At 73.1% G+C, this 19968-nt stretch carries 12 protein-coding genes; 8 read left to right on the forward strand and 4 right to left on the reverse strand.

Features of this window, described 5'->3' with window-relative positions; genetic code table 11:
• Window positions 1–118: 118 nt before the first annotated feature.
• Genes BOQ63_RS36450 through BOQ63_RS36460 form a run of 3 tightly spaced genes read left to right on the forward strand, consistent with a single transcriptional unit; the run spans window position 119 to window position 6112 of the window.
• Entirely contained in the window at window positions 119–3331 is a 3213-nt protein-coding gene (locus tag BOQ63_RS36450; protein WP_072655693.1) for a non-ribosomal peptide synthetase, read from the forward strand.
• A complete protein-coding gene (locus BOQ63_RS36455; RefSeq protein WP_072655694.1) occupies window positions 3328–4551 on the forward strand; it encodes an NAD(P)/FAD-dependent oxidoreductase in 1224 nt (407 codons plus the stop codon). The genes BOQ63_RS36450 and BOQ63_RS36455 overlap by 4 nt, the downstream gene beginning before the upstream one ends.
• Window positions 4552–4573: 22 nt before the next feature.
• Window positions 4574–6112, forward strand: a complete 1539-nt coding sequence (locus BOQ63_RS36460) for an AMP-binding protein (protein WP_030283584.1) — start codon at window positions 4574–4576, stop codon at window positions 6110–6112.
• A 72-nt stretch (window positions 6113–6184) separates the two neighbouring features.
• Here BOQ63_RS36460 and BOQ63_RS36465 read toward each other — a convergent pair whose 3' ends face one another.
• Together BOQ63_RS36465 and BOQ63_RS36470 are read right to left on the reverse strand one after the other, a co-directional pair.
• Window positions 6185–8578 carry a non-ribosomal peptide synthetase gene (locus BOQ63_RS36465; protein ID WP_150476250.1) on the reverse strand — a complete coding sequence of 798 codons (2394 nt, stop codon included), beginning with the start codon at window positions 8576–8578 and terminating at the stop codon, window positions 6185–6187.
• Complete coding sequence (locus BOQ63_RS36470; RefSeq protein WP_030283588.1) at window positions 8575–9954, reverse strand: condensation domain-containing protein; 1380 nt, start codon at window positions 9952–9954, stop codon at window positions 8575–8577. Before BOQ63_RS36470 ends, BOQ63_RS36465 begins: the two co-directional genes overlap by 4 nt.
• A gap of 272 nt (window positions 9955–10226) precedes the next feature.
• Here BOQ63_RS36470 and BOQ63_RS36475 point away from each other — a divergent pair, with 272 nt between their 5' ends.
• From BOQ63_RS36475 to BOQ63_RS36485, 3 genes are read left to right on the forward strand one after another with little or no spacing between them, the layout of a single operon-like run.
• The gene (locus tag BOQ63_RS36475) at window positions 10227–12641 is read left to right on the forward strand and encodes a non-ribosomal peptide synthetase (RefSeq protein ID WP_051746836.1); all 2415 of its coding nucleotides are present in this window, start codon (window positions 10227–10229) and stop codon (window positions 12639–12641) included.
• 16 nt (window positions 12642–12657) lie between these two features.
• The gene (glyA, locus tag BOQ63_RS36480) at window positions 12658–14046 is read left to right on the forward strand and encodes a serine hydroxymethyltransferase (protein WP_078867289.1); all 1389 of its coding nucleotides are present in this window, start codon (window positions 12658–12660) and stop codon (window positions 14044–14046) included.
• Between the two features lie 52 nt (window positions 14047–14098).
• On the forward strand, window positions 14099–14311 hold the full coding sequence (locus tag BOQ63_RS36485; protein ID WP_030283593.1) for an MbtH family protein: 213 nt from the start codon (window positions 14099–14101) through the stop codon (window positions 14309–14311).
• Window positions 14312–14403: 92 nt separating this feature from the next.
• Here the strand turns inward: BOQ63_RS36485 and BOQ63_RS36490 are convergent, their stop codons facing one another.
• A complete protein-coding gene (locus BOQ63_RS36490; protein ID WP_046386483.1) occupies window positions 14404–15057 on the reverse strand; it encodes an FMN-binding negative transcriptional regulator in 654 nt (217 codons plus the stop codon).
• Between the two features lie 66 nt (window positions 15058–15123).
• The gene (locus tag BOQ63_RS36495) at window positions 15124–16425 is read right to left on the reverse strand and encodes a lysine N(6)-hydroxylase/L-ornithine N(5)-oxygenase family protein (protein ID WP_167395824.1); all 1302 of its coding nucleotides are present in this window, start codon (window positions 16423–16425) and stop codon (window positions 15124–15126) included.
• Between the two features lie 390 nt (window positions 16426–16815).
• Here BOQ63_RS36495 and BOQ63_RS36500 point away from each other — a divergent pair, with 390 nt between their 5' ends.
• Both BOQ63_RS36500 and BOQ63_RS36505 read left to right on the forward strand, forming a co-directional pair.
• Window positions 16816–18705: a non-ribosomal peptide synthetase gene (locus BOQ63_RS36500; protein WP_072655697.1), complete on the forward strand. Its 1890-nt coding sequence runs from the start codon at window positions 16816–16818 to the stop codon at window positions 18703–18705.
• Complete coding sequence (locus tag BOQ63_RS36505; protein WP_030283598.1) at window positions 18702–19931, forward strand: cytochrome P450; 1230 nt, start codon at window positions 18702–18704, stop codon at window positions 19929–19931. Before BOQ63_RS36500 ends, BOQ63_RS36505 begins: the two co-directional genes overlap by 4 nt.
• Window positions 19932–19968: the final 37 nt, after the last annotated feature.

Raw genomic sequence — 19968 nt, forward strand, 5'->3', positions numbered from 1 at the left:
TTGGCTCGGCAAGGGGTGAGATCTTGCCGTGCCCGTAAGGGATTTGACCTCTGTCATGATCGCATCGAGTAGGGTAGTCTCGCCGCATCTTGCAGCGATGAGAGCGGGGGATCAACCCATGCCCGACCGTGTCGTTCCCATCTCGCCGCAGCAGCGCAGGCTGTGGCTGCTGCACAGCCTGCATCCGCGGCTCCCGCTCTACAACGGGCCCGTGGCGCACGAGATCCGGGGCGAACTCGATGTCCCGATGCTGGAACAGTCAATCCGTGCACTGATATCCCGTCATGCCGCACTGCGGACGGGTTTTTCCGTGGTGGACGACCAGCCCGTACAAGTGGTGGCCGAGCGACTGGAGTTCACCCTTCCCGTGCACGACCTGAGGGGGGATCCCGATTCCCTCCGGGCCCGGGTGCGCGAGGCCGCCGCCGCGCCGTTCGACCTGGAGCGCCCCGGGGTCTTCGACTTCCGGCTGTTCCGGTCGGCGGACGAGGAGTGGACGCTGCTGCTGAACCTCCACCACATCGTCACCGACGGCTGGTCCAACGCGGTGATCGCCGAGGAGATCGGCCGGGGCTACGCGGACGCGCTGGCCGGGCGCCCGCCCGCCGCCGAGGAGCCCGGCCACGGGTACGCCGAGTACGGTGCCGCGCTGGCCGAGCGGCTGGCCGACGGCCTGGCGGAGCGTCAACTCGCCTACTGGTCGGAGCACCTGTCCGGAGCCCCCGACCTGCTGCGACTTCCGCTGGACCGCCCCCGGCCGGCCCGGCAGCGCTTCCACGGCGAACTGCTGGACTTCGCGCTGGACGCCGGACTGGCCGAGCGGGTGCGGCAGACCGCGGCCCGCCACCGCACCACGGACTACGTGGTGCTGCTGGCCGCCTTCACCCTGCTGATGCACACCTACACCGGAGAGCGGGACGTGGTGGTCGGCGCACCGGTGTCCAACCGGGACGACGAGGCCCTCGACCGGACCGTCGGGTTCTTCGTCAACATCCTTCCGCTGCGCAGCCGGAGCCGGCGCGGCGAGAGCTTCTCGGAGTATCTCCAGCGCTGTCGGGCGACGTTCATCGGCGGATTCCGCAACCAGGCGGTACCTTTCGACGAAATCGTCAAGGTGACGGACAGTCAGGGCTTGCTCGGGCACTCTCCGCTGGTGCAGGCGGTATTCGGATACCACCAGCAGAGCGCGCCGGTCCTTCCACTGGAGGGCCTGCGGACGAGCCGCTGGAACGTGCCGACCGGATTCGTCCAGACGGACCTGGAGTTCGACCTCGCACGAGCCGAGGACGGTTCCGTGGCCGGAATCATCGCCTATGACAGCGACCTGTTCGACGAGACGACGATCGCCCGGCTCGGCGCGAATTACCGCGCTCTGCTGGAGGGGGCGTTGGCCGATCCGCAGTCGCCGCTGGACCGGCTCGAACTGCGTTCCGCCGAGGAAATTCGGTTCGACCGCGAGGTGAACGCAACCGCGGCGGAGTTTCCGGCGGACGCCTGCCTGCACGAGCTGTTCGAGGCGCAGGTCGAGCGCACCCCGGACGACGTCGCCGTGGTCTCGGAATCCGCGCAACTCAGCTACCGCGAACTCGACGCCCGTGCCGAGGCGTTGGCCCGGCGGCTGAGGGCGCGGGGCGTCGGCCCCGAGCGGGCGGTGGGCATCTGCCTGGAGCGCTCGGTGGAGCTGGTGGTGGGGCTGCTCGGCATCCTCAAGGCCGGGGGCGCCTACCTGCCGCTGGACCCGGCCAGCCCGCCGGCCCGGATCCGGCAGATCCTGGCCGACGCGGCCGCGCCGGTGCTGCTGGTGGACCGGGCGCTGGGGGAGGAGATCGACGCGGCCTCGGTCGGCGCCGAGCCCCTGGACCCGGCGGCCCTGGACCCGGCGGCCGCCCCGGACCCGGCGGCCCTGGACGCGGCCTTCCCGTCCGAAGGCACCGTGCACCGCCCGCACCCCGAGAACCTGGTCTCCGTCTACTACACCTCCGGCTCCACCGGCATGCCCAAGGGCGTGGCGAGCCGCCACCGCGGCTGGGTGAACCGGATGGTCTGGATGCAGCGCCGGCACCGCCTGGCCAGGGGCGAGACCGTTCTGCACAAGACCACCCTGACCTTCGACGACTCCGCCCTGGAGATCTTCTGGCCGCTGTCGGTCGGCGGCCGGGTGGCCGTGCTCGAACCCGGCCGCCACCGGGACCCGTTGGCGGTGCTGGAGGCCGCCACCCGCTACGAGTCGGTCTACCTCCAGGTCGTCCCGAGCATGCTGAGCTCGGTGCTCGACCTGGTGGAGCAGGCGCCCGAGCGGGTGCCGCCCCGGCTGCGCAACACCACCTCCAGCGGCGAAGCGCTCACCTCGGCGACGGTCGAGCGCTTCCACCGGCTGATGCCGGGCGCGCTGCACAACACCTGGGGTGCCACCGAGGTGTCGATCGACTCGACCTGCCACACCTGCGGCGCGGCCGACGAGACGGCCGCCGGACCGGTGAGCCTGGGCCGTCCGTTCGACAACAACACCGTGCACGTGCTGGACCGCGAGCTGCGGCCGGTGCCGGTCGGCGTGGTCGGCGACCTCTACATCGGAGGCCTGGGACTGGCCCGCGGCTACCTCAACGACCCGGCCCGTACGGCCGGCGCCTTCCTGCCCGACCCGTTCCGCCCCGGCGAGCGGCTCTACCGCACCGGCGACCAGGGCTTCCTGCACCCCGACGGCGGCTTCCGCTTCGTCGGGCGAAGCGACCACCAGGTGAAGATCCGCGGCATGCGGGTCGAACTCGGCGAGATCGAGACCGTGTTGCTCGGCCATCCGCAGGTGAAGGAGGCGGTGGTGGTGATCGCCGAGGAGGGCCCGGTGCAGCGGCTGGTGGCGTTCGTCACCGCCGTCGACCCGGCCGACCCGCCGGGCTTCGACGCCGTCAGGGAGCACGCCAAGGAGTGGCTGCCGCACTACATGATCCCGGCCCAGCTGGTGGTCGAGGACTCCTTCCCGCTCAACGCCAACGGCAAGGTCGACCGGCGGGCGCTGAAGGTGCCCGAGCCGCCGGCCGGCTCGCAGGCCTCCGGGGGCGAGGCGCCGCGGACGCCGTCCGAGCAGTTCGTCGCGGGGGTGTGGCGGGAGCTGCTCGGTGTCGAGCGGATCGGCGCCGAGGACGGCTTCTTCGTGCTGGGTGGGCACTCCCTGGTCGCCACCCGGTTCACCGCGCGGGTGCGCCAGCGCCTCGGCGTCGAGTTCCCGCTGGTCACGCTCTACTCGGAGCCGACCGTACGGGCGACGGCGAGGACGCTGGAGGAGCTCGTCGCGCAGAAGCTCGCCGCCGACGAGCAGGTGGCCGAGCGGTGACCGGCGGCTGGGACGCCGTGGTGGTGGGTGCCCGGGTCGCGGGCGCCGCCACCGCACTGCTGCTGGCCCGGCGCGGTCACAGGGTGCTGCTGATCGACCGGGCCGCGTTCCCCTCGGACACCATGTCCACCCTCTACATCCACCAGCCCGGCGTGGCCAAGCTCTCCGAGTGGGGCCTGCTCCCGGCGCTGCTGGACTCCGGCTGCCCGGTGCTGGACACCATCGGCTACGACGTCGGCGGCGTCCGGCTGGCCGGCCCCGCGCCGGTGATGCCGGGCGCCCCGGCCGCGTTGGCGCCGCGCCGCCTGGTGCTGGACCGGTTGCTGGTCGAGGCGGCCGTCAAGGCAGGCGTCGAGTTCGTGGACCGGGCCAACCTCCAGGAGCTGGTGCACTCCGAGGGAAGGGTCACCGGTGTCCGCTTCCGCACCGCGAGCGGCGTGCGCACCGAGCACGCCCGGCTGGTGGTCGGCGCCGACGGGATGCGCTCCCGGGTGGCCCAACTGGTCGAGGCTCCGGTGGAGTTGAGCGACCCGCGGGCCAGCTGCGTGTACTACACCGGCTGGGCCGGGATCAGCACCGGCTTCGGCTTCCACGAGAGCCCCGGCAACTGGATCGTCCGGATCCCCACCCACGACGACGTGACCCTGATCTCCACCTACTTCCCGCAGGACCGCTTCGCCGAGATCAAGCAGGACCCGTTCCGCCACCACCTGGCGGCCGTGCGCGGCACCGCGCCCGAGCTGTACGAGCAGCTCGCCGGGGCCGAGCAGGTCGAGCAGATCATCGGCACCGGTGACCAGCAGAACTACTTCCGCCGCGGGCACGGCCCCGGCTGGGTGCTGGTCGGCGACGCCGGGCACCACCTGGACACCATCAGCGCCCGCGGCATCACCAACGCCCTGCTCCAGGCCTTCTTCCTGGCCGAGGAGTTGGCGGGCCGGGTGGACGACCCGGCCGCCCCGGCCCGGTTCACCCGGCGCCGCGACGAGGAGCTGACCGAGCCGTACCGGAGCACGTTGGAGCTCGCCAGGCTCACGGTCACGCCCTCGCGGCTGCGGATGCTCCGCGAGATCGCCGGGTCCCCCGAGCTGACCCGCCGGTACTTCGCCGTCGTCGCGGGGATGCTCGGCATCGACGAGCTCTTCGACGAGGACGACCTCTTCGACGAGGACGAGCTCCTCGGCGACGACGACGGCCTCGATGGCGACGATGTGTTCTGATCCCTTTTCTGGAGGAACCGCGATGAGTCCCGCTCCACTCTCGCTCTGGGGCGGCGAGTCCCAACCGCCCTGTCTGCTGGCCGCGTTCCACGAGCAGGCGGTGGCGAGGGGCCCGCAGACCGCCGTCGTGGACGGCGCGCGAGGCGTCACCTACAGCGAGCTGCTGTCCTGGGTCCAGGGCATCGCCGAGGGCCTGACCGCGGCCGGGATCGGCCCGGGCGACCGGGTCGCCGTCACCGGGCGGCGCAGCGCCGCCGTGGTGGCCGCGATGCTCGGCACCATGTGGGCGGGCGCCACCTATCTCCCGCTGGACGCCGAGTACCCGGCGGCCCGGCTCGCCCACATGCTCAAGGACAGCGGCGCCGGCCTGCTGCTGTACGCGGACGAGGAGCCGGAGTTCGAGGTGCCGGTGCCCAGCCTGCCGATCTCCGGCCTGCCGACGAAGGGCACCGTCGATCCGGTGGCCTGCCGGTCCGAGCTGTGGACGTACATCATCTACACCTCCGGCTCCACCGGCCTGCCCAAGGGCGTGGCCGTCCCGCACAGCTGCCTGGACACCATGGTCGACTGGCAGCGCAACCACTCCGTGTGGCCGCACGTGCGCACCGCCCAGTTCGCCCCGCTCAACTTCGACGTCTCCTTCCAGGAGGTGCTGGGCACCCTGTGCGGCGGCGGCACGCTCGTCGTGGTGCCGGAGGAGCTGCGCCAGGACCCGTTCGAGCTGCTGGAGTGGCTGGGCGAGAACCGGATCGAGCGGCTCTTCCTCCCGTACGTGGCGCTGCAGATGCTCGCCGTGGCGGCCGCCGAGGAGGAGTCGCTGGACCACCTGGCGCTGGCCGAGGTCAACGCGGCCGGCGAGCAGCTGGTCTGCACGCCGGACATCCGCGAGCTGTTCGCCCGGCTGCCGCGGTGCCGGCTGAACAACCACTACGGGCAGAGCGAGTCCGCGATGGTCACGGCGCACACCCTGACCGGCCCCAGCAGCTCCTGGCCGGCGCTGCCGCCGATCGGCGCGCCGCTGCCGGGCTGCGAGCTGCTGATCGACCCGCTGGACGCGGCGGAGCCGAACGTCGGCGAACTGCTGGTGGCCGGTGCGCCGTTGTCGCCGGGCTACCTCAACCAGCCGGAGCTGAACGCCAAGCGCTTCGTCACCGTCGACCCGACCCCGCGCGGGCACACCGCCGCCTTCCGCACCGGCGACCTGGTCCGGCTGGAGGACGGTGTGGTGACCTTCCTGGCCCGCCGGGACAAGGACGTGAAGATCCGCGGCTACCGGGTCAACCTGCTGGAGATCGAGGTGCGGCTGCTGGAGCTGCCGACCGTCTCCGCCGCGGTCTGCGTGGCCCTGGACGACGGGCAGGGCTCGCGCTCGCTGCACTGCGCGGTGACGGTCGACTCCGGAGCCGAGCCGCTGGACGGCGCCCGGGCGGCGGCCGAGCTGCGCCGCAACCTGCCGGACCCGTACATCCCGCGCTCCTTCACCACGGTGGCCGCGCTGCCGCGCACCCACAGCGGCAAGGTGGACCGGGACGCGGTGGCCCGTACGCTCGCCGGGCGCTGACCCTCCCCGCACACCGAAAGGGCCGACCGCTGGAAACCGCCCCGCGGAGGTCGGCCCTTTCGGTGGGAGCGGTCAGAGCAGCGACGGCCGGGTGCTGGTGCCGCGCCGCTCGGTGACGATGGCGGCGACCTTGGCGACGGTGTCGGCGGCGATCAGGTCGGCCACCTTCAGCGCGGTGCCGAAGCGCCGGTTCAGCCGGCCGACGACCTGGATCGCGGCCAGCGAGTTGCCGCCGAGGTCGATGAAGGAGGCCGCGGCGCCCGGGACCTCGGCCAGGCCCAGCACCTCGTGCCAGGTCTCACCCACGGCGGTGCGGACGGCCGGGTCGGAGCCGTCCTCCGTCGTGGCGCCACTGCTGGCGGTGGCGCCGGCGGTGGCAGTGGCCTCGGCGGCGAGCCGTTCGAGTTCCGGCCGGGCGATCTTGCCGTTCTGGTTGACCGGCAGCTCGGCGAGCACGGAGACCCGGGCCGGGACCATGCTCTCCGGAAGCCGCTCGCGCAGGTGGGCCCGGAGGCCGTCGACCGAGGCCTCGGCCGGCCCGGCCACCGAGACGTAGGCGGCCAGCGACTGGGCGATGCCCGCCGGGTCGCGCACCGGCACCACGACGGCATCCGCCACCGCCGGGTGCTCGCGCAGGCAGGACTGGATCTCGCCGAGCTCGATCCGCACGCCGCCGATCTTCACCTGGTGGTCGACCCGGCCGATCAGCTCCAGCTCGCCGTCCGCCCGCAGCCGGGCCAGGTCGCCGGTGCGGTACAGCCGGGCGCCGGGGACGGCCGAGAAAGGGTCGGGCAGGAAGCGCTCGGCGGTGAAGGACGGGCGGTCCTGGTAGCCCCAGCCGACGCCAAGCCCGCCGAGGAACAGCTCGCCGAGCTGGTCCACCCCGGCGGGCGTGCCGAAGGAGTCCAGCACGTAGGCGCTCTGGTTGGTCATCGGCCGCCCGTACGGGATCGAGCGCCAGCGCGGGTCGACGTCGGCCACGTCGTAGTAGGTGCTGTCCACCGAGACCTCGGTGGCGCCGCCGAGGCTGATGAAGCGGGCCTGCGGGAACGCCGCGCGGGTCGCCTCCGGCTGGGCCACCGGGATCCAGTCCCCGCCCAGCAGGAAGGCCCGCAGCGCGCCGGTGCGGCCGGTGCCCCAGGTGCGCAGGAACTGGGCCAGCGAGGACGGGACGGAGTGCCAGACGGTGATCCCGGCGTGCTCGACCAGCTCGGCCCAGTGCTCGACGTCGTTCTCCCGCCCGCGCTCCGGCAGGACGAGGGTGGCGCCGGTCATCAGGGCGGCGAACACGTCGTAGACCGTCATGTCGAAGCTCGGCGAGGAGACGCCGAGGATCCGGTCGCCGGGGCCGAGGCCGTAGCGGGAGCTCAGGTCGAGGATCATGCTGGTCCGGCCGACGTGGTCGAGCAGCGCGCCCTTCGGCTCGCCCGACGAGCCCGAGGTGAAGATCACGTACGCGAGGTCCCGGCCGGTCACCTCGACCTCGGGCAGCGCCTCCCGGCCGGCGGTCGGCAGCTCCTCGACCGGGCCGAGCGGGATCACCGGTGCACCGGTCGTCGGGTCCCCGCTGTTGGCGGCGCCCGCGGCGTCGGCGACCACCACGTCCACCCGGCCCAGCCGGTGCAGCACCTCGCGGCGGTGGGCGGGCAGCATCGGGTCGAGCGGGACGAAGGCCGCACCGGTCTTCAGCGCCGCGTACGCCGCCACCACCAGCTCGGCGCTGCGGGTCGCCGCCACGCCGACCCGCCCGCCGGGCCCCACGCCGTGCCCGGCGATCCGGACGGCCAGGGCGTTGGCCCGGGCGTCGAGTTCGCCGTAGGTGAGGCTCAGCGGGCCCTGGACCACGGCGATCCGCTCCGGGCCTGCGGCCACCTGCCGTTCCACCCGGTGGTGCAGGCAGACCGGCTCGGTGAGCGGCGGCTGCGGGCGGTTCACCTCCGCGACCAGCTCGCGTTCGGCGGCGGTGAGGTGCTCGACCTGGTCGATCCGCAGCTCGTCGGGGGCGGCGAGGTAGGCCGCGAGGTGTGCGGCGATCCGGTCGGGCGCCTGCTCGTCGTCGGGGCGGGCGGCGGCCCGCAGGCGCAGCGTCCAGGTGCCGTCCTCGGCGGGGGAGAGGGCGAACACCGCCGGGGAGGACTGCGGGTCCACCGACAGCTCCAGCCCGGCCCCGAACGCCGCCCCGCGCCGGGAGAAGGCGGCCCGGCAGGACAGCAGGGTGGGTGTGGAGGATCCGGTTCCGGCCAGTTCGGCGGGCTCGACCCGCCACGCCGTCCAGGCTTCCGCGTCGTCGGCGCGGCCCCACACGGTGACCGGCCGCACGCCGCCGTAGCGCAGCAGCAGCGCGCACAGCCCGGCGGCGAGGTCCGAGGGCGCTCCGGCCCGCAGCCCGCTCAGCGGAGCGGACTCGACGGCCCCGGTGCGGTCGCTCCACAGCACCGGGAGGACGGGATCGGCGTGCTCGGTCATCGGGAAACTCCCTGGTCGGGTGCGTGAGGGGTGGCGGCGACGGCGGCCGGCAGCCGGGAGACGCGGGCGCCGGGGCGGTCCACGGCCGCCCGGAGCAGCGCCCGCAGCTGGTCGGCCAGGCCGGCCGCCCACGGCGCGTCGAACACCTCGGTCGAGTACTCGATGCTGAGCAGGAAGTCCGGGCCGTCCTCGATGAAGGTCACCGTGGCGTCGAAGGCGTGCTGCCCGGGGTACAGGTCGACGTCCTCGCAGTCCACACCTGGCAGCTCCGGGCGGCCCGGGGCGCTGCCGCCGGTGCGCAGCTGGAGGGTGACCTGGGCCAGCGGGTTGCGCCCGGGCCGGCGGGCGGGGGCGAGGTGGCGCACCACGCTGCCGAACGGTACCTCGTGGTCGATGGCCCGCAGGTTGGCGGCGTTCAGCCGGGCGGCCAGCTCGCAGAAGGCCGGGTCGTCGGCGAGGTCGGCGCGCAGCACCACCATGTTGACGAAGTAGCCGATCAGCGGTTCGAGTTCCGGTTCGCCGCGGCCGGCGAACAGGGTGGCGAAGGCGGTGTCCGGGCGCCCGGTGCGCTCGGTCAGGGCGAGCGAGAAGGCCGCGCCGAGCCAGGAGAACAGTGACACCCGGGCCGCCCGGGCGAGGTCGGTGAGCGCACGGTGCAGCTCCGGGTCGAGCCGTACGACGAGGCGGTCGGCGGCGAAGGACGGCCGCCGGGGGCGCTCCCGCCCGGCGGCCAGGTCGACGGCCGGGACGCCGCGCAGCTCCGTCTCCCAGTGGCCGAGCAGCTGCTCCAGCTCCGGTCCCTGGAAGCACTCGCGCTGCCACTGGGCGTATCGTCGGTACGGCACCGGCAGTTCGGGCAGCGCCGCCTCCGGGTCCTCTCCGGCCAGCAGAGCGGCGTAGCCGGCGGACAGTTCGTCGGTGAGCAGGCGCAACGACCATCCGTCGGTCGCGATGTGATGCATCACCAGACTGAGCACGTGCTCCTCGGGGCCGAGCCGGAACAGCCGCAGCCGGAACGGCCGACCTCCGGCCAGGTCGAAGGGCTCGCGCGCCTCCCGGCGCAGCGCCTCGGCGAGCTCGGCCCCGTCGGCGACCTCGCACAGCGGCACCTCGGCCCCCGCGGGCGGGAGCACCAGCTGGTACGGCTCGCCGTCGTCCTCGCGGAAGGCGGTGCGCAGCACCTCCTGGCGGCGCACGACGAGGGTCAGCGCGGCGTCCAGCAGGTCCGTCCGCAGCGGGCCACGCAGCCGGAAGGCGAGCGGGACGTGGTAGGCGGCCGTGCCGGGCACCAGCTGCTCGAACATCCACAACGCCTCCTGACCGGAGGACAGTTCGTACCGCTCGGCCGGGTCGGTCGCGCCGACGGAACCGGGCATCGTGCTCCCATCGGTGAAGAGTGCCGGGACATCTGTCGGATACCGGGAGGACGTCGCTCCCCGAAAGTCCAGGGTCGGGCCGCGCCGGGACCGAGTGCGCCGGCTGACGATCACCGCCCAGTCTGTCAGCCGTACGCACTCTGCGGAAGATCCTTCCCGCGGGTGGGCCGGAAAGCTCCACGGGAAAAGGTAGTTGGTTGTCATACCTCGGCGTCTGCGGTATCCCTTGATCCCGAACCTGTCCGGTGCATGCTCACTTTCGGGAGTCGCGAATGACCGGCACACACATCGCCGGCGGCCTCTTCACGACGGCGGCCGTGGGCATGGTGCGGTTGCCGTGCGATCGGTGGCTCGCCAATCGGCCGGTCCACCGGAGCAGTTCGCGTACGCATCCGGTCCCGGCACCGGTCCTGGCGCGATTCCTGAGCCTCGCCGAGGAGTCGACCGGCAGCCCGGAGGCCGGTCTCGCGGCCGTGCTCGCGGTGCTGCTGCACCATTACGCGGGCCAGCAGGACGTCCGGCTGGACTTCGACCGGGCGCGGGTGCGGATCGGCCTCACGGAGGACGCCGGGCTGCGCCGGATCTGGCAGGAGGTGGACGGTCAACTGGCCGGTCGGCGTACCGAGGTCGCCGAGACCGAAGTGGCCGAATCCGAGGCCCCGCTCACGGTCCGGCTGCGCCCCGACGGCACCGGCCCGGACGCCGTCCTGGAAGCCGCGTACGACCCGGCACTGCTGGACGGGCCGACCGTCGCCCGCGTCCTGGAGCACGCCGCCCGGCTGCTGGAAGCGCTGGTCACCGACCCCGACGGGCCGGTCCGGCACGCCCGGTTCGGTTCGGCGCAGGAGCGCGCGCGGATCCTCTCCGACTGGAACGGGACGCGCACGCCCTTCCCGGACTCGACCGTGGTGGCCGCCTTCGAGGAGCAGGTGCGGGCGACCCCGTCCGCGCCCGCCGTCGAGTTCGAGGGCGCGGTGCTCGGCTACGCCGAACTCGACCGGCGGGCGGGCCTGGTGAGCCGTCGGCTGCGGTCCGCCCAGGACTCCGGCTTCGTCGGCATCCACCTGGAGCGCTCGCTCGACCTGGTGGTGGCGATCCTCGGGGTGCTCAAGGCCGGGCTGGCCTACGTCCCGCTCGACCCCGAACTGCCCGCCGACCGGGTGCGCTACCTGGTCGAGGACTCCGGCGCCCGCACGGTGCTGTGCCGCCCCGAGGACATCGAGGTGCTCTCCGGCCACGGAGCCGACGCGTTGACCGTGCAACAGGCCGTCGAGGAACCGGGGGAGGAGACCGGAGGCCGCCCGGAGATCACCGGCGACACCCCGATCTACCTGATCTACACCTCCGGCTCCACCGGCCGCCCCAAGGGCGTGCTGAACCGCCACGCCGGGGTGTTCAACACCGTCCACTGGCGCCGGCAACGCTTCGAACTGGGTCCGGACGACCGGGTCCTGCAGAAGACCCCGTTCGGATTCGACGTCTCGGCCTGGGAGTTCCTCTGGCCACTGGTCTCCGGCGCCTGCCTGGTGGTCGCCCGTCCGGGCGGCCACCGGGACACCCGCTACCTCAAGCGGACCATCCGCGAACGCCGCATCACCGTGGTCCACTTCGTGCCGTCCATGCTCGACGCCTTCCTGGAGGAGGACGAACTGGCCGCGCACTGCGGGAGCCTGCGCCTGGTCTTCGCCAGCGGCGAGGCGCTCGCCCCGCCGACGATCCGGGCCTTCTTCGAGCAGCTGGACTGCGAGCTCCACAACCTGTACGGCCCCACCGAGGCCTCCATCGAGGTCTCGCACTGGCAGGCCGGGCCCGGGTTCGCCGGGCGCGACGTACCGATCGGCCGTCCGATCGCCAACACCGCTCTGTACGTCGTCGACGAGCGGCTCGAACCGGTGCCGATCGGCGTGGCGGGCGAGCTGTGCATCGGCGGCGTCCAGGTCGCGCTGGGCTACCACCGGCAGCCGGAGCTGACCCGCGAACGGTTCGTCGCCGATCCCTTCACCCCCGGGGCCCGGCTGTACCGCACCGGCGACCTCGCCCGGTACCGCACCGACGGGCAGATCGAGTACCTCGGGCGGCTGGACGACCAGGTCAAGATCAGCGGCTACCGGATCGAACCGGGCGAGATCGAGACCGTGCTGCGCGGGTTGCCGGGCGTCGGGCAGGCCGCGGTACTCCCGGTGGGGGAGGAGGGCGCCCGGCGGCTGGCGGCCTTCGTGGTGCCCGCGGACCCGGCGGCCTTCGACCCCGAACCCCTGCGGGCCGCGCTGGCCGAGGCACTGCCCGCCTACATGGTGCCGAAGCAGTTCACGGCCCTCGCGGCACTGCCCACCTCGACGAACGGCAAGCTCGACCGCCGTGCCCTGGCCGAACTCGCCCGGCCGACCGATCCGGCCCGGGCCCCCGCCGACGACGCCGGGGACTCCCATGACGTGAAGAACGCCGAGGACTCCGAGGACGCCGGGTCCGAGCTGGAGACGACCCTGCGCGCGCTGTTCGCCCGGTCGCTGGGCGTCGCCGAGGTCGGCCTCCATGACGACTACTTCGAACTGGGCGGCCACTCGCTGGCCGCCGTGAAGCTGGCGACCCGGATCCGGGCCGCGCTCGGCGTGGACCTCGACGTCTGGACCCTGTTCGACTTTCCCACCGTGGCCGAGCTGGCGCGCGAACTCGCCCGGCCGCTCTGACGAAGGACGGTCCCCCATGACAGCCCTACCCGCCTCCGGCCCCGCCGCGGAGGACTCCGACGACGCCGAGGACCCGGTGCGCGACCTGCTGGTCGCGGGCGCCGAGCGGCTCGCCGTCGACGACCCGGTGCTCCACCGGGTGCTGGCCCGCGAGCAGGCCCGGCAGAACGCCACCCTGTCGCTGGTGGCCTCCTCCAGCGTGGTCGACCCCTCGGTGCTGGCCGCCCAGGCCTCCACCGCGGTGAACGTGACCGCGGAGGGCTACCCCGGCCGCCGCTACCACGCCGGCTGCGGTGTCATCGACGACATCGAGAGCCTGGCGATCGAGCGCGCCATGAGCGTCTTCGGCGCCCGCTACGCCAACGTCCAGGCGCACTCGGCGACCACCGCCAACTACGCCGTGCTCTCCGCCCTGCTCGACCCGGGGGACACCCTGCTCGGGATGAACCTGGCCGAGGGCGGCCACCTGACCCACGGCAGCCCCGCCGCGTACGCGGGGCAGTACTTCGACGCCGTCGGCTACGGGCTGGACGCCAACGGGCTGATCGACTACGGCCAGGTGGCCGAGCTGGCCCGGGAGCACCGCCCCAAGGTGATCATCTGCGGGGCGACGGCCTACAGCCGGATCGTCGACTTCGCCCGCTTCCGGGCCGTCGCCGACGAGGTCGGCGCCTACCTGATGGCCGACATCTCGCACGTCGCCGGGCTGGTCGCGACCGGCCTGCACCCGAGCCCGGTCGACCACGCCCACATCACCACCGCCTGCACCCACAAGCAGCTGTTCGGCCCGCGCGGCGGGCTGATCCTGGTCGGCCGGGACCACGACGCCCCGGCGCCCAAGGGCAACGGCGACCTCACCGCCTTCCTCCAGCGCGCGATCTTCCCGTACTACCAGGGCGCCCCCGCGCTCAACAGCATCGCGGCGAAGGCCCGGGCCCTGGCGATCGTGGCCACCCCGGCCTTCGCGGCCACCACGGAGCGGATCGTCGCCTTCTCCCGCGGCATGGCGGCCGAACTCGTCGAGCGGGGCTACCCGATCGTCTCCGGCGGGACGGACAACCACACCGTCCTGGTGGACCTGCGCGCCCGCGGCCTCAGCGGCCTGGTGGCCGAGGAGGCGCTGGAGGAGTGCGGGATCGTGGTCAACAAGAACCGGGTGCCCGGTGACACCACTCCGCCGCTGGTCGGCGGCGGCGTCCGGCTCGGCTCCAACAGCGCCGCGCACCGCGGGATGTCCGGGGCCGAGGCGGCGCGCTGCGCCGAGCTGATCGACACCGTGCTGTCCGCCGTCACCCCGCTCGGCCCGCGCGCCTACCGACTGCCCGACGACGTCCGCTACTCGGTCTCCTCCCAGGTCGCCGAACTGGCGGCCAAGTTCCCCCTGCCCGGCTACGCCACCGTCTAGACACTCCCCAGGTTCCCCCCGAAGGCACCTGAATCCCTGGAAGGGCATGCACATGAGCGAGCTCGACGACGACCGCCGGTACCTGGTGGTCCTCAACGACGAGGAGCAGTACTCCGTCTGGCCGACCGAGCGGGACGTCCCGGCCGGCTGGCGGGCGGAGGGCTTCGAGGGCACCCGCCAGGAGTGCCTGGACCACGTGTCCCTGGTGTGGACCGACATGCGTCCGCTCAGCCTGCGGCGGGCCATGGAGACCGCCCGGGACTGACCGGCCCCGGGCCGTGGAGCCCCGCGCGGACGCCGAAGGACCCGGGGCGGTGCCCACCGCCCCGGGCCCTTCGCACCGCCCTGCTGCCCAGCTCACCCGGCGCTGCCGCCCAGCCGCAGGGCGCGCATGGTGTCGGCCACCTCGCGGTGCAGCCCCGAGCCGCTGGCGGCGAAGCGGTCCAGGACCCGCTGCTGGACCTCGGGGTCCTTCTCCTGGCTCAGCTTGAACATCACGTCGACCTTGGTCACCGTGAAGAAGAGGCCGCCGACCGCGCCGACGATCTGCCGGTGGTACTCCAGCGAGGGCGCGAGCGCCATCCCGTCCCCGAACCGGTCCTCCAGCGTCTGGGCGGTGGTGTGGACGATCGCCAGGGTCTCGTCGTCCCCGGCCAGTTCGACCGTGCCCTCCAGATGGACCGCCACGTAGTTCCAGGTCGGCGCGACCATGTCGGCCGAGTACAGGCTCGGGGTGACGTAGCCGTTCGGGCCGTGGAAGACGAGCTTCGCCGGGCCGCCGCCGGCGGCGGCCAGCTGCTGCCAGTGCGGGTTCGCCCGGGTCAGGTGCGCCCACAGCCGCATGCCCGACAGGGCGTCCTCGGGCGCGGCGTCGGGCGGTGCGATCACCGGGACGTGGGTGGCGTTCGGCACCGGGTCCCCGTTGCTGACCAGCACCGCGAGCGGGTGCCGCTCGATGATCCGCAGCGGCCAGTCGTCGCCGTCCACCTGGTAGAGCTTCGGCGTGAACACTCGTCCTCCTCAATGTCAGCGGGGTCGGCGGGAGCAGTGGGATCGGCGGGTGAGCGGCGCCGCGGGTCAGCCGGACAACGCCTTGACGAGCATGTCGCCGATCTCGCCGGCCCGGACCGCGGACAGGGAGAGCAGGGTCTCGGAGAGCCCGTGGCTGTGCTCGCCGAAGCCCTGGACGTAGATCCCGCACCGCACGCTCTCGTCGGTGACCACCCGGTGCTCCCGGTCGAGCCGCAGCCGGCCCTGGTCGTCCAGCGGGCAGTGCGGCAGCAGACCGTCCAGGAAGACGGCCGGATCGGTGCGGGTGTATCCGGTCGCGCACACCAGCGCCTGCGCCTCGATGACGGTGCTGGTGCCCGAGGACAGCGATTCGACGTCGATCCGCAGGCCGTCCGGAGTTTCCGTCACTTCGCTCACGCGGGAGACGTTGTGGAAATTCAGCCGGGGATTTCCGGCCACCTTTTCCAGATAGGCCTGCTGGAACAGCGAGTGCAGAAGATCGGCGTCCACCACCGAGTAGTTGGTGGAAGCGTGATAATCGATGAGGCGCTGCCGGACGTCGTCGGGCGCGGTGTGGAAACGGTCCACCGCCTCGGGGTTGAACACCTGGTTCGCGAACGGGCTGTCGTCGGCGACACTGAAGCCGTACCGGGCGTGCACCGAGTGGACCTGCGCCCGCGGGAAACGCGCGTGCAGGTGCTCGACCGCCTCCGCGGCGCTCTGGCCCGAGCCCAGCACGACGAAGGAGCGCGGGTCCTGCCGGGCGATCCGGTCCACCTCAGGAAGGAACTTGGCGGTGTGCCAGATCCGGGGCGAGGCCGGCAGGCCGGCGGGCAGCCGCGGCTCGATCCCGGCGGCTATCACCAGGTTGCGGGCGCGCTGGACCTGCCGGGTGCCGTCGGGGGCGACGAAGTGCACGTCGAGGAACTCGACCCCCTGCTCGGCGCTGACCGGCTCGACCGACACCACCCGCGCCCCGTACGAGACGAGGTCCGTGAAGCTCTCCGCGACCCACTCCAGGTAGTCGTGGAACTCCACCCGCAGCGGGTAGGGGGACTTGGTGTTGATGAAGTCCGCCAGTCGGCCCCTGGCCTGCAGATAGCACAGGAACGAGTACGGACTGGTCGGATTCCGCATGGTCACCAGGTCCTTGAGGTACGAGACCTGCATGGTCGCGCCCTCGATCAGCATGCCCCGGTGCCAGCCGAAGCGCGGTTGGGCCTCGAAGAAGCGCGCGCTCACCGGTGCCTCGCCGGCGATCTCCGCGATGGCGGCCGCGAGGGCCAGGTTCGAGGGGCCGAAGCCGATTCCGGCCACGTCGACGATGCCGGTCCCGGCGACCACGCCGGAACGTTGCCGCTCACCCACGGACTTCCCTGCTCTCTCCCTTTTGGGGATGGCCTGTCGGGGTCGACGATCAGTCCGGTCGACCGATGGCGGTGGTCAGGGCAGCACGTTGCCGCGGCTCCTGATCACTCCATGACAGTAGGAGCTGCCCCACCGGCTGTGCAAGCAAATGGGGGAAATCCCGATCCCGGGTGGGGCGTTGACCTTCTGACGGGGATGTGGATCGGGTTCACCCTTGACGGCGCATCGTCACGCTGAATAGCATCCGAAGCGTTCGAGGTGGCATAGCCGCATCCCAAGTCGACGACTCGGCAAAAGAGTTCGTTTCCGGCAATCCGAACTCCATTCACTGACTTATCGTCAAGAACTGACAAGGGCAAGGTTTCGCGCGAAGGGATCCGCGACCGCACCATGTTGGAATCACCGAGCACGACCGAGTCGGATCCCCGGCAGGGGTGGACCCTCGCGAGCCGCTTCTCCGCCGTCGCGGCGGCCTCCCCGGAGGCGACCGCCGTCCGCAGCGAGGCCGGAGACCTCCGCTACGCCGAACTGGACGCGGCCGCCGACGCCCTCGCCGCCCGGCTGCACGGGCGCGGCGTGCGCCGCGGCGACCGGGTCGGCGTCCTGCTGGAGCGATCGCCCCGGCTGATCGTCGCCCTGCTCGGCATCCTCAAGGCGGGTGCCGCGTACGTCGCCGTCGACCCGGGCGACCCGGTGGCCCGGCTGCGCACCGTCCTGGGCGACGCCGAGGTCGCGCTGGTGGTCACCGACGATCCCCAACGGGCCGGGGTGGACGGGGAGTTCCCGTCCCTGGACATCCAGGACACCCGGGGCGCCGGAGCCTGCGCGCCCACGGTCGAGCAGACCCCCGAGGACCTCGCCTACGTCGCCTACACCTCGGGCTCCACCGGCCGCCCCAAGGGCGTCTGCGTGCCGCACCGGGCCGTACTGCGCCTGGTCCTGGACGCCGCCTTCCTGGGCGCCCGGACCGACGACGTCTTCCTCCAGCTCGCCCCGGTCGCCTTCGACGCCTCCACCCTGGAGATCTGGGGCGCCCTGCTGAACGGCGGCTGCCTGGCCCTCGCCCCGGCCGGCCGGCTCGGACCGGCGGAGATCGTCAAGACCGTCCGCGACACCGGCACCACCGTGCTGTTCCTCACCACGGCCCTGTTCCACCAGGCGGTGGAGGCCGGACTGAGCGACCTGCCCGCCCTGCGGGCGCTGTACACCGGCGGCGAGGTTCTCTCCGCCGAACTCGTCGACCGCGCCGCCGCCGCCCTCCCCGGCACCCTGCTGTCGGCGGCCTACGGCCCCACCGAGAACACCACCTTCACCAGCACCCACCCCGTCCGCGAACCGCTCGGCGCGCGCGGCGTCCCGATCGGCGGACCGATCGACGGCACCGGCATGGTCGTCCTCGACGAGCGGCTGGACCCGGTGCCCGACGGCACCGTGGGCCGGCTCTTCGTCAACGGCGCCGGCCTCGCCCACGGCTACCTCGGACTGCCCGGCCTGACCGCCGACCGCTTCCTCCCCGACCCGTACGCGAGCACCCCCGGCGCCAGGATGTACGACACCGGCGACCTCGCCCTGCGCGCCCCGGACGGCGCCTTCGAATTCGCCGGGCGCGCCGACGGGCAGCTCAAGGTCAACGGCGTCCGGATCGAGTCCGACGACATCGAGGCCCGGCTTCGCCGCCACCCGGACGTCCAGGACGCCGCCGTCGTCCTCCAGGACCACGGCCCCGGCGACCGCCGGCTGGTCGCCTTCTACAGCGGCCCGTACGCCGTCTCCTCGGTCGAACTGCGCCGGGGCCTCGCCGAGGACCTCCCGGCCACGATGATCCCCTCCGCCCTGGTCTGGGTCGACCGGCTGCCGCTCAAGGCCAACGGCAAGGTCGACCGGGCCGCCCTCGCCGCCCGGCGCGGCCGGACCCGCCCGGACGGCGAGGTGCCCTACCGCGCGCCCGGCGACCGGATCGAGCGCCGGCTCACCGTGCTCTGGCAGGAGATCCTCGACGTCGAACCGGTCGGTGTCGACGACGACTTCTTCGACCTCGGCGGGCACTCGCTGACCGCCAGCCGGATCACCCGGGAGATCACCGCCGAGTTCGGGGCGGTGATCCGGGCCCGGGCCTTCTACCTCAACCCCACCGTGGCCGGGCTGGCGGAACACATCAGGACCCAGCGGTCGGAACCGGCCACCGATGCCCGGTCGGTTCCGGCCGCTGCACAGCCACCGGCCGTCGCACCGGCATCGAGCGCCGCGCAGGCACCGGCCGCCCCCGGGGCCGCGCAGTGAGGATCACCGTCCCCGGCGGCGCGCCGGAGCACGACCCCGAACGCACGGACCTCAGCGACCCCCACTTCTACGCCACCGGCGACCCGCACGCCGTCTGGCGGCACTACCGGCACAAGGCCCCGGTGACCAGGCTCGCCGTGCCCGGCGGCCGCACCTACGTCTCCGTCACCACGCACGCCGAGACCAGCACCGTCCTGCGCGACCACGCGCGGTACACCTCGCGGCGCGGCAACATGCTGTCCGTCCTCGGCGAGCAGGACCCGGCGGCCGACCGGATGATGGTCGCCAGCGACCCGCCGGTCCACGGCTACCTGCGCCGCCCCGTCGCCCAGGCGCTCTCCGCGCGCGAACTCGCCGCCCGCCGCCCGGCCGTCCGCCGGATGGCCCGGCTGCTGCTGGAGCCGCTGACGGGCGGCGAACCCTGGGACCTGGCGGCCGCGATGACGGCCTTCCCGATGATGTTCACCGGCGCACTGATGGGCCTGCCCGAGGCCGACTGGCCCGAACTGACCAGGCTCACCACGATCGCGATCGCCCCCGCCGACCCGTCCTCCCGGGACGACTCCGGCGGCCACCAGCTGGTCTCCGCCCACCACGAACTCTTCGACTACTTCGCCGAGGTGGCGGCCGCGCGCACTCCGCGCCAGGACCTGATCGGCCTGCTCCAGCAGCTCACCGTCGCGGACCGGACGATCCGGCTCGACGAGGTGATCTACAACTGCTACAACGTGCTGCTCGGCGCCAACGTCACCGCCCCGCACGTCATCGCGACCACGGTGAGCGCCTTCCTGGAGCACCCGGAGCAGTACCGGCGGCTGCTCGACGGCGACGCCACCGTCGCCTCCGCCGTCGAGGAGGGCCTGCGCTGGGCCTCCCCGGCCACCCACGCGATGCGCTACGCCACCGAGGACACCCGCCTCGGCGGCGAACCCGTACGGGCCGGTGAGGCGGTGGTCGCCTGGCTGGGATCGGCGAACCGGGACGAGTCCGTCTTCGACGAGCCGTACCGCTTCGACGTCGCCCGCACCCCCAACCGGCACCTCGCCTTCGGGTTCGGGCCGCACTACTGCGTCGGCGCGCCGCTCGCCCGGATCGCCCTGGCCGAGTTCTTCACCGAGGTCACCGAGCTGGTGGAGCGGTTCGAACCGGCCGGCCCGGTCGAGCACCTGGCCTCCAACTTCATCGCCGGGATCAAGCACCTGCCGGTGACCGCCCGGCTGCGCTGACCGCTCGCCCCCGCCCGGAACCCGGGCACGTGAGAAC

Origin of the sequence: Streptomyces viridifaciens, from assembly GCF_001888885.2 — a bacterium.
In the GTDB taxonomy this organism is placed as follows: Bacteria; Actinomycetota; Actinomycetes; order Streptomycetales; family Streptomycetaceae; genus Kitasatospora; species Kitasatospora aureofaciens.

Bases quoted from the DNA above. Each gene is read 5' to 3' on its own strand.
- BOQ63_RS36470 (WP_030283588.1), bottom strand. From the start codon at position 9,954: ATGCCCGGTTCCGTCGGCGCGACCGACCCGGCCGAGCGGTACGAACTG.
- BOQ63_RS36500 (WP_072655697.1), top strand. From the start codon at position 16,816: ATGTTGGAATCACCGAGCACGACCGAGTCGGATCCCCGGCAGGGGTGG.
- BOQ63_RS36475 (WP_051746836.1), top strand. From the start codon at position 10,227: ATGACCGGCACACACATCGCCGGCGGCCTCTTCACGACGGCGGCCGTG.
- BOQ63_RS36460 (WP_030283584.1), top strand. From the start codon at position 4,574: ATGAGTCCCGCTCCACTCTCGCTCTGGGGCGGCGAGTCCCAACCGCCC.
- BOQ63_RS36485 (WP_030283593.1), top strand. From the start codon at position 14,099: ATGAGCGAGCTCGACGACGACCGCCGGTACCTGGTGGTCCTCAACGAC.
- BOQ63_RS36450 (WP_072655693.1), top strand. From the start codon at position 119: ATGCCCGACCGTGTCGTTCCCATCTCGCCGCAGCAGCGCAGGCTGTGG.
- glyA (WP_078867289.1), top strand. From the start codon at position 12,658: ATGACAGCCCTACCCGCCTCCGGCCCCGCCGCGGAGGACTCCGACGAC.
- BOQ63_RS36465 (WP_150476250.1), bottom strand. From the start codon at position 8,578: ATGACCGAGCACGCCGATCCCGTCCTCCCGGTGCTGTGGAGCGACCGC.